The sequence below is a fragment of the Niallia sp. FSL W8-0177 genome, from assembly GCF_038006285.1.
GTDB classification, from domain to species: Bacteria; Bacillota; Bacilli; order Bacillales; family Cytobacillaceae; genus Niallia; species Niallia circulans_A.
Window position 1 is genome coordinate 4,351,491 of sequence record NZ_JBBOUX010000001.1, and the last position, 17,397, is coordinate 4,368,887.

The window sequence follows — 17,397 nt, forward strand, 5'->3', positions numbered from 1 at the left end:
TAATCTTTAAACATATCCTTTCCTTCCATGAAAGAATAACGATAGCAGGTTTGGAATAACTAAAAAATGGGAAAATTAATAAAACGTCTTCCTTGCTAAATAATATTTTTATCGTGTATAATTATAGTCAAATATAGTCAAAGTCAGAAGGGGGAGGCTTGGTGAGAAATATTTCGGATATAATTGAGAATTACTTAAAAGAAGTATTAGAAATGAGCGAAAAATCATTAGTAGAAATAAAACGAAGTGAAATCGCTGATAAGTTTGAGTGCGTACCATCACAAATTAATTATGTAATTAATACCCGTTTTACGATAGAAAAAGGGTATGTGGTGGAAAGTAAACGTGGTGGCGGTGGTTTTATTCGAATTATGAAAGTCCAAACATATGATCATGCCCATTTAATTGACCAATTACTATCCCTTATTCAAAGTCGGATACCTCAAAATAGTGCAGAAGATTTAATTCTTCGATTAGTAGAAGAAGATGTTATCAGTAAGCGAGAAGCGAAGATAATGTTAAGCGTAATTGATCGTTCTGTATTATATTTAGAATTACCATATAGAGATGAATTAAGAGCAAGATTATTAAAGGCGATGTTAACTTCATTAAAATATAAATAATATCCCTGTGTATAAATTGAGGTGAAGATTATGATGTGTTCTGAATGTAATCAAAGACCAGCTACTTTACATTTTTCTAAGAATATCAATGGCAAAATAACAGAGTTTCATCTGTGTGAGCATTGTGCAAAGGAAAATGGTGATATATTTATGACGAATGGCTCATCTGGTTTATCTTTGAATAGTTTATTAGCTGGGTTATTAAATATAGAGCCAAGTTTTCAACATATCACAGAAGATACGTATAAGAGACAGCAGCCGTTACAGTGCAAAGAATGTAATATGACATTTTCTCAATTCAGGAAATTAGGTAAACTAGGTTGTCCTCATTGCTACGATACATTTAAAGACCAGCTGCTGCCATTTATAAAGCGTCTCCATGGTGGGAATATTGAGCACAAAGGAAAAATCCCAGAGCGCATTGGAGGGCATTTTCTCATTAAAAAGGAAATTGAGCAGTTGCGAATAGAGTTGAAAGAACTAATAAACAACGAAGAATTTGAAAAGGCTGCAATCATTCGAGATGAAATAAAAGATAAAGAAAAGCAGTTAACTTCTTTTACTGAGGGAGGGGAGTAACGTGTCTTTAGAAAAATTTATAAGTAAAGCACGAACTTCATGGATGTGTTCCGATGGTCCCGACTCTGAAATTGTTCTTACCTCTCGAATCCGATTAGCAAGGAATATAGAGGGTGTGAAATTTCCTCTATTATTTTCAAAAGAAGAAGCTGAGAATGTGATTCAACAGGTTGAGGGTGCAATCATAAATGAGTCCAATCAACCCTTTGGTCAATTGGAACTTCTTGCAATGAATAATTTAAATACATTGGAAAAAAGAGTCCTTGTAGAGAAACATTTAATTAGTCCTCAGCTGGCAGAACAATCTCCTAATGGTGCAGCAATCTTATCAGAGGATGAAGAAGTAAGTATTATGATTAATGAGGAAGACCATATTCGTATTCAGTGTATAAAGCCTGGTCTTCAAATAGAAGAAGCGATTAAAGAAGCTAATACAATTGATGATTTATTAGAAAAAAAGGTCAATTATGCTTACCATGTAGAAATGGGATATCTGACAAGCTGTCCAACTAATATCGGAACAGGATTAAGAGCTTCTGTTATGATGCATCTACCGGGAATGGTATTAACCCAGCAAATGAACCGAATCATTCCGGCGATTCAACAGCTTGGCTTAGTAGTTAGAGGAATATATGGAGAAGGCAGCGAAGCCCTCGGAAATATTTTTCAAATTTCTAATCAGATAACACTAGGAAGATCAGAAAAGGACATCATTGAGGAACTAAAAAGCGTTGTTACTCAATTAATTGAGCAAGAAAAAGAAGCAAGGAATGCATTAGCGCAAACCTCAAACATACAATTAGAAGATAGGGTTTTTCGTTCATACGGAATACTGTGTAATAGTCGTATTATGGAAACAAAGGAAGCAGCTAAATGTCTATCCGATGTTCGGTTAGGAATTGATATGGGATATATAAAAAATATATCGAAAAGCATCCTTAATGAATTAATGATTCTTACCCAGCCGGGGTTTCTACAACTATATGCTGGAGAAGAGATGAATCCAAATGAACGCGATATTCGTCGTGCAGTCTTAATAAGAGAAAGATTAAAATTGGAAACTGAATAGAGATTCTAAGGAGGATGAAAGTATGATGTTTGGCCGATTTACAGAAAGAGCGCAGAAAGTATTAGCACTTTCCCAGGAAGAAGCAATTCGATTAGGTCACAATAATATTGGTACAGAGCATATCTTATTAGGATTAGTCCGTGAAGGAGAAGGAATTGCTGCAAAGGCGTTACAAGCACTTGGATTAGGTGCTGAAAAAATCCAAGAGGAAGTAGAAAACTTGATTGGTCGTGGTCAAGATACAACACAAACCGTACCACATTATACACCCAGAGCTAAAAAAGTGATCGAACTATCCATGGATGAAGCAAGAAAATTAGGTCATTCTTATGTGGGAACAGAGCATATTCTTTTAGGCTTAATTAGAGAAGGCGAAGGGGTAGCTGCTAGAGTATTAAATAATCTAGGTGTAAGCCTAAATAAAGCGCGTCAACAAGTCCTCCAGTTGCTTGGTAGTAGTGAATCAGGAAACCATCCCGGTGGCTCTGCTGCTAGTGCTAATACACCAACGCTTGATAGCTTAGCTAGAGATTTAACTGCTATTGCAAGAGAAGGAAGCCTTGATCCAGTTATAGGGAGAAGCAAAGAAATCCAACGTGTTATTGAAGTATTAAGCAGACGGACAAAAAATAATCCTGTATTAATAGGGGAACCTGGTGTTGGTAAAACTGCTATTGCGGAAGGTCTTGCACAACAAATTGTTCAAAATGAAGTTCCAGAAATTTTGAGAGATAAACGTGTAATGACATTAGATATGGGAACAGTTGTTGCTGGTACGAAATACCGTGGTGAATTTGAAGATCGCTTGAAAAAGGTGATGGATGAAATTCGCCAAGCTGGTAATATCATTCTCTTCATTGATGAGCTGCATACATTAATCGGTGCAGGTGGTGCAGAAGGTGCTATTGATGCATCTAATATTCTAAAGCCATCCTTAGCTAGAGGAGAGCTTCAATGTATTGGTGCCACAACACTAGATGAATATCGTAAATATATTGAAAAAGATGCAGCATTAGAAAGAAGATTTCAGCCGATCACGGTTGATGAGCCTACTAGTGATGAATCTATTCAAATATTAAAAGGCTTAAGAGACCGTTATGAGGCGCACCATCGAGTATCAATTACAGACGATGCGATTGAAGCAGCTGTAAAATTATCTGATCGCTATATTTCAGATCGTTTCTTACCAGATAAAGCAATTGACTTAATTGACGAAGCTGGTTCTAAGGTTCGTTTAAGATCTTATACAACTCCACCTAACTTGAAAGAGTTAGAAGTCAAGTTAGAAGAAGTACGTAAAGAGAAGGATGCTTCTGTGCAAAGTCAAGAATTCGAAAAAGCTGCATCTTTACGAGATACAGAACAAAGATTGAGAGAACAGTTAGAAGAAACGAAGAAAAATTGGAAAGAGAAGCAAGGACAAGAAAATACAGAGGTGACAGTAGAAGATATTGCAAGTGTAGTATCTAGCTGGACTGGAATTCCTGTATCTAAGCTTGCACAAACAGAAACCGATAAATTACTGAACATGGAAAATATCCTTCATAATCGCGTAATTGGTCAAGAAGAAGCCGTTATTGCTATTTCTAAAGCTGTAAGACGCGCAAGAGCTGGCTTGAAAGATCCAAAGAGACCAATAGGTTCCTTTATTTTCCTTGGTCCTACTGGAGTAGGGAAGACCGAACTTGCTCGGGCACTGGCAGAGTCCATGTTTGGTGATGAAGATGCCATGATCCGTATTGATATGTCTGAATATATGGAGAAGCATTCTACTTCTAGATTGGTAGGATCTCCTCCTGGTTATGTAGGATATGAAGAAGGCGGACAATTGACAGAGAAGGTTAGAAGAAAGCCATATTCTGTTGTTCTTTTAGATGAAATTGAAAAAGCGCATCCCGATGTATTTAATATTTTACTTCAAGTGCTGGAGGATGGTCGCTTAACAGATTCGAAAGGAAGAACGGTTGATTTCCGAAACACAGTGTTAATTATGACTTCCAACGTTGGAGCTTCTGCATTAAAACAAAATAAATATGTTGGTTTTAATGTGCAAGATGGAGATCAAGATTATAAAGATATGAAGGGCAAAGTAATGGAAGAGCTGAAAAGAGCATTCCGTCCAGAGTTCTTAAACCGTATCGATGAAACAATTGTTTTCCATGCATTAGAGAAGAAGCATTTAAAAGAAATTGTTACTTTAATGGCAGATCAGTTAGTTAAACGTCTATCAGAACAGGATATTCAATTGAGTATCACAGAAGCGGCCAAAGAAAAAATTGCGGAAGAAGGCTATGATCCAGAGTATGGAGCGAGACCACTTCGTCGTGCAATACAAAAGCATATAGAAGATCGATTATCTGAAGAACTTCTAAAGGGAACAGTATTAACTGGTCAACAAATTGAATTGGATGTCGAAAATGGTGAGTTTACTGTGAAGGTGAACGGTGCAGAGCCAGCAGTAAACCTACAAAAATAATACCTAGAACATTTATAAGGTGACACACGTATTACAGCTTTACGTGTGTCCTTTCTTTATTTAAGATAAAAATAGAAAAAAATTAATATCTATTATTTGGGTTGGAGATGTTAGTAATAAAAGGGGAAGGAGGCTGAATATGGCCAAAAGAAAAACAAAATTTCTTTGCCAGGAATGTGGATATGAATCAGCAAAATGGATGGGGAAATGTCCTGGTTGTGGAAATTGGAATACAATGGTGGAAGAAGTAGAGAAGAGTGCTGTTCAAAGAAAAGGTGCGTTTGCTCATTCTGCAGCCACTACTGTTGCTGCAAAGCCTATTCCTATAACAAGCATTGAAACGGTTAATGAGCCCAGAATATATACCGACTTAATGGAGTTAAACCGTGTTCTTGGTGGAGGAGTTGTGCGTGGTTCTCTTGTATTAATAGGTGGAGATCCCGGAATTGGTAAATCAACGCTTCTTTTACAAGTATCCTCGCAGTTAGCACATAAGAAACATTCTGTCTTATATGTTTCAGGAGAAGAATCGCAAAAGCAAACAAAGTTAAGAGCAGACAGATTGGGGGTAGTTTCTGATCATTTGCTCGTCTATTCAGAAACCAATCTAGAGGAAATAAGTAGAACCATTGAAAATACGAATGTGGAATTTGTGGTTATTGATTCGATTCAGACCATCTATCATCCGGAGGTCACCTCTGCTCCAGGAAGTGTTTCTCAAGTTAGAGAATGTACAGCAGAATTAATGCGGATAGGAAAAACCAAAGGAATAGCAATCTTCATTGTAGGACATGTCACAAAGGAAGGATCGATTGCAGGACCAAGATTACTGGAGCATATGGTTGATACTGTATTGTATTTTGAAGGAGAAAGACATCATACATATCGTATTTTACGCGCTGTAAAGAACCGTTTCGGCTCTACTAATGAGATGGGTATTTTTGAGATGAAGGAATTTGGACTGGAAGAGGTAGAGAATCCCTCTGAAATTTTCTTAGAAGAGCGATCACAGGGTGCCGCTGGCTCCACTGTTGTAGCATCAATGGAAGGAACAAGACCGGTTCTGGTTGAAATCCAAGCATTGATTTCACCGACTAGTTTTGGGAATCCACGAAGGATGGCAACGGGCATAGATCATAATAGAGTGCCGTTGTTAATGGCGGTATTAGAAAAAAGAGTTGGAATGTTACTCCAGAATCAGGATGCCTATTTAAAAGTAGCTGGTGGTGTAAAACTTGACGAGCCTGCTATAGATTTGGCGATCGCTGTAAGCATTGCCTCGAGTTTTAGAGATAAACCAACAAGAGCAACTGACTGTATTATTGGGGAAGTTGGCTTAACTGGAGAAGTTAGAAGAGTATCCCGTATTGAGCAAAGGGTGCAGGAGGCTGCTAAATTAGGTTTTGAGCGTGTTATTATTCCAGCTAATAATTTAAGTGGTTTGAAGGCTCCAAAAGGCTTAGAGGTCGTTGGCGTTCATACGGTTGCGGATGCTTTAAAAGCGGCTTTAAGCGATTAGTTTTTCGAAAAAATACATTGATGTGAATTTTTAGTTGTGTTAAAATGTAATATTTAATTATTTGACTTGCGTTTATTTTTAATGCTAATCTAGTTTTATAAATTAAATAGGTATTTATCTCTTTGTCTGTGTTATATTTCCATTTTTGTAAGGGTTTAAGGGTTTTTCTGAGCTATTATAAATGTTTCTATTAAATATAAATAGTTGGTCATTATTTCCCGAGCAATGGAAAAGGGCATTTTTAACATTAGTATATGACATAGTCATCATATCTATAAAAATAACTTTTTCATTACAAATAAAAAATTCCTGTAATATTAGGTTTCAAAACTGGGAATTTGTTTATAATGTGAAAGAGGAGGTGGAAGTATTGTTAAAACGCATTGTTCAAGTTTGTTTTTTAATTATTGGAGGAACAATCGGGTTTTTATTTATTCCTGATTTATTCTCAGTAATGTCTATCGATCATGATCTTATTAATAACGCATATGTGTCTGCAATACTTGGTGCCATTATTTTTTATCTTATTACTTTTTGGGCGATTGATTATATTGTTAACTTTATTAAGTTTTTAGAAGAATCAATTGTAAAGGCTCCGATAACGGATATAATTTTCGGTAGTCTTGGAATAGGATTTGGGTTAACTTTAGCCTTTTTAGTAGGCTATGCATTAACCTCTGTTCCTGTGCTTAATACTGTCGCTCCAATCCTTTTATCATTACTTTTTGGGTATTTAGGCTTTCAAGTTGGGTTTAAAAAGAGAGATGAACTATTAACACTCTTCACAGCTAGAAAGAAGAAGGTAGTGGAAGAGGAACCCACAAAAGTTGAGAAAAGTAATTTAAAAATATTGGATACTAGTGTTATTATTGATGGAAGAATAGCTGATATTTGTCAAACGGGCTTCCTGGAGGGCACAATTGTTATTCCGCAATTTGTGCTGGGAGAACTTCAGCATATAGCAGATTCATCCGATGCGCTAAAACGTAATCGTGGACGAAGAGGGCTAGATATTCTAAATCGAATTCAAAAGGAATTAGCGATTAAAGTGGAAATTTACGAAGGTGATTTTGAAGATATCACGGAAGTAGATAGTAAACTAGTCAAATTAGCTAAATTAACAAATGGTGTTGTTGTAACAAATGATTTTAATTTAAATAAAGTTTGTGAACTGCAGAAGGTTGCTGTTCTCAATATTAATGATTTGGCAAATGCGGTAAAGCCAGTAGTTCTTCCAGGGGAAGAGATGAAAATACAAATTATTAAAGATGGAAAAGAACATAATCAAGGTGTTGCCTATCTAGATGATGGCACGATGATTGTAGTAGAAGAAGGTCGCAATTATATTGGAAAACATATAGATGTTCTTGTAACGAGTGTGTTGCAAACGTCTGCAGGTCGAATGATCTTTGCAAAACCAAAATTATTAGAAAAAGCATTGTAAGAATAGGGGTTAGTTATATGACTTATGAAGTCATTATTCCGGCAGCAGGACAAGGGAAACGAATGGGACTAGGAAAAAACAAATTATTTCTTGAGCTAGACAGTTTACCAGTATTTATTCATACCTTAATTGTTTTCGAAAATGATCCAAACTGTAATGGAATTTGGTTGGTAGTTAGTTCAGATGATAAAAAAGAAATGAATGAACTAGTAAAAAAATATGCAATTACAAAGGTTATTGCTCTTATTGAGGGTGGTACAGAAAGACAGCATAGTGTTTACCATGCAGTAAAGGAAATATCGGATGATACAATTGTTCTTGTTCATGATGCGGCGAGACCTTTTATTCAAACAGAGCAAATAGCTAGATTAACAAAGGTTGCAGTAGAAAGCGGCGCAGCTGTTTTAGCAGTACCTATTAAAGATACGATCAAAAAAGTTGATGGTGATTTGGTAGTGGAAACAGTTGAGCGTTCAAGCTTGTGGGCGATACAGACCCCACAAGCTTTTCGCATTTCTATTTTAAAAGAAGCACATGAAAAGGCGATTTTCGATACATATATAGGTACAGATGATGCTAGTTTGGTGGAACGATTAGGACAAGCTGTTCAAATCGTTGAAGGAAACTATGACAATATTAAATTAACGACACCAGAAGATTTGTACTTTGCCGAAGCAATTGTGGCAAAGCGAAAAGAAAATATAGCAGAGAGTAATAGATAAGCTTTGAGAAGTTTTTTAACACAAGCAATTAGAATGGAGGAGTTAAAGATGTTTCGCATAGGCCAAGGGTTTGATGTTCATCAATTAGTAAGTGGAAGGCCTCTGATTATCGGAGGGATAGAGATACCATATGAAAAGGGTCTACTAGGACACTCTGATGCAGATGTTTTACTACATACGATTGCTGATGCTTGTTTAGGTGCTATTGGTGAAGGGGATATCGGAAAACATTTTCCTGATACAGATGAAGCCTTTAAAGATGCTGATTCTGCAAAATTATTGCAGCATGTATGGCAAATAGTAAAGGAAAAGGGTTATGAATTAGTGAATGCTGATTGTACGATAATGGCTCAACAGCCGAAAATGGCTCCACATATTCAAGCAATGCAAGCGAGAATTGCAGAATTGCTGGAGACAGAACAAGATAATATTAATGTGAAAGCAACCACCACAGAGAAATTGGGATTTACCGGAAGAGGGGAAGGGATTGCTTCCCAAGCAGTTGTGTTGCTCCAAAAAAGAAATGTATAATTGATAACCAATTATAGAGGCGAACACCTTTTAAAGGAAAAAGCAAAGTGATAGAATAGATTAGAAAAAAGCGTAAGTAATCAAGGAGGCACAAGCATGTCTAACGAAATTCGTGTTCGTTATGCTCCAAGTCCAACAGGGCATTTGCATATAGGGAATGCGCGTACAGCGTTATTTAATTATTTATTTGCACGTAGTCAAGGCGGGAAATTTATTATTCGTATTGAAGATACGGACAAAAAAAGGAATATTGAGGGTGGAGAAGAAAGCCAATTAAAATATTTAAAATGGCTTGGAATGGATTGGGATGAAAGTACGGATGTTGGTGGAGAATATGGTCCGTATCGTCAATCTGAAAGAAATGACATTTATAAGAAGTATTACACAGAATTGCTGGAAAAGGGACTTGCTTATAAGTGTTACTGTACAGAAGAGGAAATTGAAGCAGAAAGAGAAGACCAAGTAAGTAGAGGGGAAACACCTAAGTACTCTGGCAAATGTCGTCATTTAACAAAGGAACAGCAAGCGGCCTTAGAAGCGGAAGGAAGACAGCCGAGTATTCGAATTCGTGTTCCTGAAAATATTGTATATGAATTTAATGATATGGTTAAAGGAGACGTTTCATTCGAATCAGCAACAATTGGCGATTATGTTATTGTGAAAAAGGATGGTACTCCAACCTATAATTTTGCAGTAGCAATTGATGATCATTTAATGGATATCACACATGTATTGCGTGGAGATGATCATATTACCAATACACCAAAACAATTAATGATCTATGATGCACTAGGTTGGGACAGACCTATTTTTGGACATATGACTTTAATTGTTAATGAAAGCAGAAAGAAATTGAGTAAGCGGGATGAATCCATTATTCAATTTATTGAGCAATATGAAGAATTAGGCTATTTGCCTGAAGCATTGTTCAATTTCATTGCTTTATTAGGATGGTCTCCAGAGGGAGAAGAGGAATTATTCACTATAGAAGAATTTATCCGCATCTTTGATCCAGCAAGATTGTCTAAGTCTCCTGCGTTATTTGATCAAAATAAATTAGCGTGGATGAATAATCAATATATCAAAAAGGCAGATTTAGAAACAGTTGTTCGTCTAGCTGTTCCTCATTTAGAGAAAGCAGGCTTAGTAAGTGAAAATCGCTCAGCTGATGAAGAGGCATGGGTAAATAATCTGGTTGGTTTATATCAAGAGCAAATGAGCTGCGGGGCTGATATTGTAAACTTATCTACGTTATTCTTCAGTGATGAAGTCCAATATGATGAAGAGGCAAAAGAGGTTTTAGCTGGTGAACATGTTCCGACTGTAGTCCAAGCATTTAAAGAAGCATTAGCTGAAATGCCAGAGTGGAGTGCCGAGCAAATTAAAGCCGCTATTAAAGTGGTTCAAAAAGCTACTGGTCAAAAGGGCAAAAACTTATTTATGCCGATTCGCGTGGCTACAACAGGTCAAACGCATGGTCCTGATTTACCAAAGGCGATCGAACTATTAGGTAAAGAAAAAATTGATGCGCGATTAACAGCATTAATTAGTTAACATTTTGGAGAAAATATAATATAGTAGTAGGAAAGCTATATAGAAAAAACGAAGATGAGGAAAAGTAAAAAAGGAGAAGCTTATTAGAGAGAATCATCACCCGGCTGAAAGTGATTCAAGTAACCTCTTTTTTGAAGTGCGCCTCAGAGTCCTGTATCGAAAAAGAATTTATTTAGTAGATAGAGGCGGAACCTATCCGTTAACAGGGATGAGTGGAGATTATTGCTTAAAAGCGGTAATCTAAACAGAGTGGAACCGCGCCTAAATAAGCGTCTCTGTCTTTTAGACAGAGACGCTTTTTATATGGATAAAAAGCTTCAGTGGCATCAAGGAAAGAGAATGTAATAGTTTTACTTTTTTAGTGGGAGTTATGGGATTGAAATGAAGTAGTAAAAAATAGGGATTAAAATGTTTTTCTTGTATATAAGATATATAGACGTTTAAAGGGAAACAATGGTAAAGGAAATGACATCTTTTACGAGAGTGATGATTGCTAGATAGCTGCATTATAGTTGCAAAACAGGGGGGAGATTTGTATGTTTCGGCGCATGAAAGAGGATATTGCTGTAGTGTTTGAACAAGATCCTGCTGCTAGGAGCTCGATAGAAGTTATTTTAACTTATTCTGGGTTGCATGCTATATGGTTTCACAGAATTGCTCATTTCTTTTTTAGGCATAATCGTTTTTTCTTGGCAAGAGTTATCTCGCAATTTAGCCGCTTTATGACAGGGGTGGAAATACATCCCGGAGCAAAGATCGGCAATCGTCTATTCATTGATCATGGTATGGGTGTAGTGATAGGGGAAACCTGTGAGATAGGGGATAATGTCACTATTTTTCAGGGAGTAACGCTTGGGGGAACGGGAAAAGAAAAAGGGAAAAGGCATCCAACCGTTAAAGATAATGCTCTTATTGCCTCTGGTGCAAAAGTATTAGGATCTATTGTAATTGGAGAAAATGCCAAAATTGGTGCAGGATCAGTAGTGTTAAAAGATGTTCCTGCAAATTCGACAGTAGTAGGTATTCCAGGAAGAGTTAAAGTACAAGATGGTATTAAAATAAAGAAAGACTTAAATCATTGTGATTTACCAGATCCAATTGCGGATCGACTGAAAGAAATGGAATTGGAAATTAGCTATTTAAGAGAACAACTAAAAGAATTACAGGAAGAAAGGAGTTATAAGTAATGCCTATTCAAATATATAACACATTAACACGAGCAAAGGAGGATTTTGTTCCGCTAGAAGAGGGAAAGGTAAAAATGTATGTATGTGGACCAACTGTCTATAACTATATCCATATTGGAAATGCTCGCCCAGCAATTGTCTTTGATACTGTGCGACGTTATCTAGAGTTTCGTGGTTACGATGTACAATTTGTATCGAATTTTACCGATGTCGATGATAAGTTAATAAAAGCGGCAAATGAGCTTGGAGAAACGGTGCCGGTTATTGCTGACCGCTTTATTGACGCATATTTTGAAGATGTTTCTGCGTTAGGCTGCAAAAAAGCTGATTCTCATCCGCGTGTAACAGAAAATATGGATATTATTATCGATTTTATTGCAGCATTAATAGATAAAGGGTTTGCTTATGAGTCAGAAGGAGATGTGTATTATCACACTAGAGCCTTTGATGGATATGGAAAGCTTTCTCATCAATCTATTGATGAACTTCGTTCAGGTGCAAGAATTGCAGTTGGGGAGAAGAAACAAGATTCATTAGATTTTGCCTTATGGAAGAAGGCGAAAGAAGGCGAAATTTTCTGGGAGAGTCCTTGGGGGAATGGGCGTCCAGGCTGGCATATTGAATGCTCTGCGATGGTGCGTAAATATTTAGGTGATACAATTGATATCCATGCAGGTGGGCAGGACTTAGCATTTCCGCATCATGAGAATGAAATTGCCCAGTCAGAAGCATTAACAGGTAAGACCTTTGCTAATTATTGGATGCATAATGGTTATATTAATATTGATAATGAAAAGATGTCTAAATCCCTAGGGAATTTTATCACTGTAAACGATATTATTAAGATTCATGATCCACAAGTGTTAAGATTCTTTATGCTTTCTGTACATTATCGTAATCCAATTAACTATAGTGAAGAAGTATTGGAAAATACGAGAGCAGGGTTAGAGAGAATCAGAACTTCTTATGAAAATTTAAAACATCGCAGTATCGCGAGTACGGATCTTACAGATACAAATCAGGAATGGATTGCAAAAATTGCCGATCTTCGAAAACAATTCGTTGATAGTATGGATGATGATTTTAACACAGCGAATGGTATTTCTGTTCTTTTTGAATTATCGAAGCAAGCAAATTATTACCTGCTTGAAAAAACAACCTCTCCTGCTGTTATTCATGCTTTTATGAATGAGTTTGAAGAATTATTTACAGTGCTTGGGTTATCTTTATCTGCGAATGAGGAATTATTAGATGAAGAAATCGAGGCGCTAATAGAAAAAAGAACGCAAGCTAGAAAGGATAGAGACTTTGTGCTTGCTGATCAAATTAGAGATCAATTAAAAGCAATGAACATCATTTTAGAAGACACCGCACAAGGTATACGATGGAAAAGAGGGTAAAAAGATGCTCCTCTATGATAAAAAAGTGGATGAAAAACAACTGAACAGCCTTGCCCTTGCTTATATGGGCGATGCTGTTCTTGAAATATATGTAAGAAGACATTTGTTGTATAGCGGGAAGGTGAAGCCTAATCAGCTTCATCGAGAAGCGACAAAATATGTTTCGGCAAAAGGACAGGCAAAGGTAGTGCATGGTCTTTTAGAAAAAGGATTTTTTTCTGAAGAAGAGATTGCGGTATTAAAGCGAGGGCGAAATGCGAAATCAGGCACTATTCCTAAAAATACCGATGTACAAACCTACCGATATAGTACTGGTTTTGAAGCAGTTTTAGGTTATTTATATTTAGCGAAGCGAGAAGAGCGACTTGAGGAAATAATCAAAGCTGCTTTTTCTATCATTGAAAGCAAATAGGAGGAGCAAAAGTGTCAAGTGACTTTATTGTTGGAAAAAATGCAGTTATTGAAGCGTTAAAATCAGAAAGAGATGTAAATAAAATACTTATTGCGGAAGGTTCCCAAAAAGGCCAAATGCAAACAGTAATTGGTTTGGCTAAACAGGCAAATGTGCTTGTTCAGTTTGTTCCTAAAAAGAAATTGGATAGCTTAGTAGACGCGAATCACCAAGGTGTAGTAGCGCAAGTTGCTGCCTATCAATATGCTGAAATAGATGATTTATTTGCACTTGCAGAAAAGAAGCAGGAAACGCCTTTTTTCTTGTTGCTTGATGAAATTGAGGATCCTCATAACTTAGGATCGATCATGAGAACGGCTGATGCGGTAGGTGCTCATGGGATTATTATTCCACGGAGAAGAGCAGTTGGGCTAACAGCTACAGTTGCAAAGGCATCTACTGGTGCTATCGAGCATATTCCCGTTGTGCGAGTAACAAATATGGCAAGGACGATAGAGGAGCTTAAAACGAGAGGAATATGGATTGCGGGAACGGATGCAAAAGGAAGTGAAGATTATCGCAAATTTGATGGAACGATACCATTAGGATTAGTGATTGGCAGTGAAGGAAAAGGCATGGGAAGATTGATTAAGGAAAAATGCGATTTTCTTATTCATTTACCGATGGCTGGAGCTGTTACGTCTTTAAATGCTTCTGTTGCAGCGGCACTTTTAATGTATGAGGTATATCGGAAACGCCATCCACTTGAGGGATAATAATGGATATTCTTATTGTTGACGGCTATAACATTATTGGTGCTTGGCCAGAACTAAATGCTTTAAAGAATAGAGATCTTGCAGCAGCAAGGGATGCTTTAGTAGCAAAGATGGCAGAATATCAAGGCTATTCCGGATACAGAGTAATGGTTGTTTTTGATGCATACTATGTAAAAGGCACAGAGAAAAAATATAAAGATTACAAGGTAGAAGTCATTTTTACCCGTGAAAATGAAACTGCTGATGAGCGTATCGAAAAACTAGCTATTGAACTAAATAACAGAAAAACACAAATTCATGTTGCGACTTCAGATTTTACAGAGCAATGGGCTATTTTTGGACAAGGTGCACTGCGGAAATCAGCACGAGAATTATTGTTAGAGATGGCTGGGATGGAACAGGAAATCGGAAAAAAAGTAAAAAAAATTAAAGAAAAAAAACCAGTTGCAAAGATTCCGCTTTCAAGAGAAGTGGAAGAAATTTTCGAAAAATGGCGACGTGGAGAGAAATGAGTTGTTGACGCTCAAAAAAAGGCTAGAGTATAATGGATTTATCCATGATTGCACGGTCGGGGGGATCTGTATGAGTACTGACAGCTGGACTAAGAGTAACGAGTATACTGGAAATTATATGGAACTTGAAGATGAAGTGTTGGTGGAATTGGTGCATCAAGGGGAAAGTGATGCTTTGGATTATTTAATTCAAAAGTATCGTAACTTTGTGCGAGCTAAAGCCAGATCCTATTTCTTAATCGGAGCAGACAAAGAAGATATTGTGCAAGAGGGAATGATCGGTCTTTATAAGGCAATACGCGATTTTAAAGAGGACAAACTTTCTTCCTTTAAGGCATTTGCTGAATTGTGTATAACAAGACAAATCATTACTGCTATCAAAACGGCCACTAGGCAGAAGCATATTCCTTTAAATTCTTATGTTTCTTTGGACAAGCCCATTTACGATGAAGAATCTGATCGAACGTTAATGGATATTATCTCTGGAGCAAAGGTTCTTGATCCAGAAGAATTGATCATTAATCAGGAAGAATATGATCACATCGAGATCAAAATGTCTGAATTATTGAGTGATTTAGAAAGAAAAGTATTGTCTCTATATCTTGATGGTCAATCTTATCAAGAAATTTCTGAGGAATTGAATAGGCATGTGAAGTCTATTGATAATGCCCTTCAGCGGGTGAAAAGAAAATTAGAGCGGTATTTAGAAATAAGAGAATTCTCGCTATGAGCGTCAAAGGTTTTTTGGAATAGCAAATATTTACTGATATTGACATCTTACTCGTGTCCATGATACAGTTTGAGAAGATATAAAGGACGTAGTAGGTGTAAGTGGAATGAGAAAAAAGATTGTGTTAGCATGTGAAAAATGTGGGTCAAGAAATTATTCTACTGTGAGTAACAATGGTACAGAACGTTTAGAAGTAAAGAAATTTTGTCAAAATTGTAATGCTCATACTGTTCATAAAGAAACAAAATAATGATTTTGGATAATGCCCGCTCTTAAAGATGGAGGTAACAAAAATGCAAAGTGCTGTTAAGTATTTTCGCGAAGTTGGTAGAGAATTAAAGAAAGTTAGCTGGCCGAAAAAAAAGGAGTTAACTAATTATACACTCACAGTCCTTGTGACAGTTGTCTTTTTTGCTATCTTCTTTGCTGTTGTTGATTTAGGAATTTCTGAACTTATTCGTTTAATACTTGAATAACAGTTGTCTACTCATGGTATAATGGTAAAACGATAGGAAACATTTACAAAAGCCCGGTAACGGGTTTTTTCATTTGCTGAAAAATAAATGACTTGTTCCTTACAGATACTATAAAAAACAGCACGAAAAAATAAAGTTGCAGGGAGGGACGGACGAAGTAGTCCTCTTTTATGGAAAAAAACTGGTATGTAGTGCATACGTACTCTGGATATGAGAATAAGGTGAAAGCCAATTTAGAAAAACGGGTAGAAACAATGGCGATGCAAGATAAAATTTTTCGCGTGGTTGTACCTGAAGAAGAAGAAACAGATATCAGAAATGGTAAAACAAAAGTAATAAAAAGAAAAGTGTTCCCAGGTTATGTATTGGTAGAAATTGTTATGACGGATGATTCTTGGTATGTCGTACGTAATACCCCTGGTGTAACTGGATTCGTTGGTTCCGCTGGGTCTGGATCAAAGCCAACTCCGCTTTTACCAGAAGAAGTCCAAGTAATTCTGAAAAGAATGGGCGTTGAGGAACAAAGAATTGAAATTGAGTTTGAATTAGGCGAAACAGTAAAAGTAAATGAAGGTCCATTTGCTAATTTCACTGGTACAGTTGAGGAAATTGATAAGGATAAAGCAAAGGTTAAAGTACTAGTAAATATGTTTGGTAGAGATACTCCAGTGGAGCTCGATTTTACACAAATTGAAAAATTTTAACTAGAAAACTTGAAATGGTATTGAAAAAGTGTTACTATTTCATAGGTCAGTATATCTCATAAAGAGATAAGATATTGTCAAATTTCTTTATTTCATATAAAGACGATAAGTTGAGTGGGAGGGGAAACCCCTATTACCACATCACGGACTTTAAGGAGGTGTGTCTCGTGGCTAAAAAAGTAATTAAAGTTGTTAAATTGCAAATCCCAGCAGCTAAAGCGAATCCGGCACCACCAGTTGGTCCTGCATTGGGTCAAGCTGGCGTAAATATCATGGGATTCTGTAAGGAGTTTAACGCTCGTACAGCTGAACAAGCTGGTTTAATCATTCCTGTTGAGATTACGGTTTTCGAAGACCGTTCATTTACATTTATTACAAAAACTCCACCTGCTGCAGTTTTACTTAAAAAAGCAGCTGGTATCGAGTCTGGTTCTGGTGAACCAAATCGTAATAAAGTAGCAACTGTTAAGCGTGATAAAGTACGCGAGATTGCTGAAACAAAAATGCCTGATCTAAATGCAGCTAGTGTTGAATCTGCTATGCGCATGGTTGAAGGTACTGCCCGCAGCATGGGTATTGTTATTGAAGACTAAACCTATATATGGTTAGTGTTGATTAAGGTTGTGACGACGGTGAATCTTTAGTCGCAACCTTTATTCGTGGGAGGTAATTCCGCTAAAACCACAATTCAAGGAGGAAATATA

General features: G+C 36.8%; 19 protein-coding genes and 1 other annotated feature. All 19 genes read left to right on the top strand.

From position 1 onward, the window contains the following. Positions 1-161 precede the first annotated feature (161 nt). The 19 genes from NST77_RS21160 to rplK all read left to right on the top strand — a co-directional run bounded on the left by NST77_RS21160 (position 162) and on the right by rplK (position 17,286). A complete protein-coding gene (locus NST77_RS21160; protein ID WP_095333598.1) occupies positions 162-623 on the top strand; it encodes a CtsR family transcriptional regulator in 462 nt (153 codons plus the stop codon). A 30-nt stretch (positions 624-653) separates the two neighbouring features. Next, positions 654-1,202, top strand: a complete 549-nt coding sequence (locus tag NST77_RS21165) for a UvrB/UvrC motif-containing protein (protein WP_095333600.1) — start codon at positions 654-656, stop codon at positions 1,200-1,202. 1 nt (position 1,203) lies between these two features. Continuing rightward, positions 1,204-2,271, top strand: a complete 1,068-nt coding sequence (locus tag NST77_RS21170) for a protein arginine kinase (protein WP_095333603.1) — start codon at positions 1,204-1,206, stop codon at positions 2,269-2,271. A 22-nt stretch (positions 2,272-2,293) separates the two neighbouring features. Next, positions 2,294-4,747, top strand: a complete 2,454-nt coding sequence (clpC, locus tag NST77_RS21175) for an ATP-dependent protease ATP-binding subunit ClpC (protein ID WP_095333605.1) — start codon at positions 2,294-2,296, stop codon at positions 4,745-4,747. A gap of 139 nt (positions 4,748-4,886) precedes the next feature. Further along, positions 4,887-6,266 carry a DNA repair protein RadA gene (gene radA, locus NST77_RS21180; protein ID WP_123260148.1) on the top strand — a complete coding sequence of 460 codons (1,380 nt, stop codon included), beginning with the start codon at positions 4,887-4,889 and terminating at the stop codon, positions 6,264-6,266. A 370-nt stretch (positions 6,267-6,636) separates the two neighbouring features. Continuing rightward, positions 6,637-7,710 carry a PIN/TRAM domain-containing protein gene (locus tag NST77_RS21185; RefSeq protein WP_095333610.1) on the top strand — a complete coding sequence of 358 codons (1,074 nt, stop codon included), beginning with the start codon at positions 6,637-6,639 and terminating at the stop codon, positions 7,708-7,710. A gap of 17 nt (positions 7,711-7,727) precedes the next feature. Continuing rightward, positions 7,728-8,432 (top strand): 2-C-methyl-D-erythritol 4-phosphate cytidylyltransferase, encoded by a 705-nt coding sequence (gene ispD, locus NST77_RS21190; RefSeq protein ID WP_341123513.1) that lies wholly within the window; start codon positions 7,728-7,730, stop codon positions 8,430-8,432. Between the two features lie 48 nt (positions 8,433-8,480). Then, positions 8,481-8,963 (top strand): 2-C-methyl-D-erythritol 2,4-cyclodiphosphate synthase, encoded by a 483-nt coding sequence (gene ispF / locus NST77_RS21195; RefSeq protein ID WP_061800919.1) that lies wholly within the window; start codon positions 8,481-8,483, stop codon positions 8,961-8,963. A gap of 96 nt (positions 8,964-9,059) precedes the next feature. Further along, on the top strand, positions 9,060-10,517 hold the full coding sequence (gene gltX / locus NST77_RS21200) for a glutamate--tRNA ligase (RefSeq protein ID WP_341123514.1): 1,458 nt from the start codon (positions 9,060-9,062) through the stop codon (positions 10,515-10,517). Between the two features lie 42 nt (positions 10,518-10,559). Next, positions 10,560-10,797, top strand: a binding site (T-box leader). 256 nt (positions 10,798-11,053) lie between these two features. Further along, positions 11,054-11,704 (top strand): serine O-acetyltransferase, encoded by a 651-nt coding sequence (gene cysE / locus NST77_RS21205; protein ID WP_047943697.1) that lies wholly within the window; start codon positions 11,054-11,056, stop codon positions 11,702-11,704. Beyond that, a complete protein-coding gene (gene cysS, locus NST77_RS21210; protein ID WP_095333616.1) occupies positions 11,704-13,104 on the top strand; it encodes a cysteine--tRNA ligase in 1,401 nt (466 codons plus the stop codon). Before cysE ends, cysS begins: the two co-directional genes overlap by 1 nt. A 4-nt stretch (positions 13,105-13,108) precedes the next feature. Further along, entirely contained in the window at positions 13,109-13,516 is a 408-nt protein-coding gene (locus tag NST77_RS21215) for a Mini-ribonuclease 3 (protein ID WP_047943699.1), read from the top strand. A gap of 11 nt (positions 13,517-13,527) precedes the next feature. Further along, positions 13,528-14,271 (top strand): 23S rRNA (guanosine(2251)-2'-O)-methyltransferase RlmB, encoded by a 744-nt coding sequence (gene rlmB / locus NST77_RS21220; RefSeq protein ID WP_095333620.1) that lies wholly within the window; start codon positions 13,528-13,530, stop codon positions 14,269-14,271. A gap of 2 nt (positions 14,272-14,273) precedes the next feature. Further along, on the top strand, positions 14,274-14,783 hold the full coding sequence (locus NST77_RS21225) for an NYN domain-containing protein (protein WP_047943701.1): 510 nt from the start codon (positions 14,274-14,276) through the stop codon (positions 14,781-14,783). Positions 14,784-14,853: 70 nt separating this feature from the next. After that, positions 14,854-15,513, top strand: coding sequence for an RNA polymerase sporulation sigma factor SigH (sigH, locus tag NST77_RS21230; protein WP_095333622.1), 660 nt, complete (start codon positions 14,854-14,856; stop codon positions 15,511-15,513). A 106-nt stretch (positions 15,514-15,619) separates the two neighbouring features. Next, entirely contained in the window at positions 15,620-15,763 is a 144-nt protein-coding gene (rpmG, locus tag NST77_RS21235; protein WP_047943703.1) for a 50S ribosomal protein L33, read from the top strand. Positions 15,764-15,806: 43 nt separating this feature from the next. Further along, complete coding sequence (gene secE, locus NST77_RS21240; protein WP_047943704.1) at positions 15,807-15,989, top strand: preprotein translocase subunit SecE; 183 nt, start codon at positions 15,807-15,809, stop codon at positions 15,987-15,989. Between the two features lie 170 nt (positions 15,990-16,159). Next, positions 16,160-16,693 carry a transcription termination/antitermination protein NusG gene (gene nusG, locus NST77_RS21245; protein WP_312097468.1) on the top strand — a complete coding sequence of 178 codons (534 nt, stop codon included), beginning with the start codon at positions 16,160-16,162 and terminating at the stop codon, positions 16,691-16,693. A 167-nt stretch (positions 16,694-16,860) separates the two neighbouring features. Beyond that, positions 16,861-17,286 carry a 50S ribosomal protein L11 gene (gene rplK, locus NST77_RS21250; protein WP_031537888.1) on the top strand — a complete coding sequence of 142 codons (426 nt, stop codon included), beginning with the start codon at positions 16,861-16,863 and terminating at the stop codon, positions 17,284-17,286. Positions 17,287-17,397: the final 111 nt, after the last annotated feature.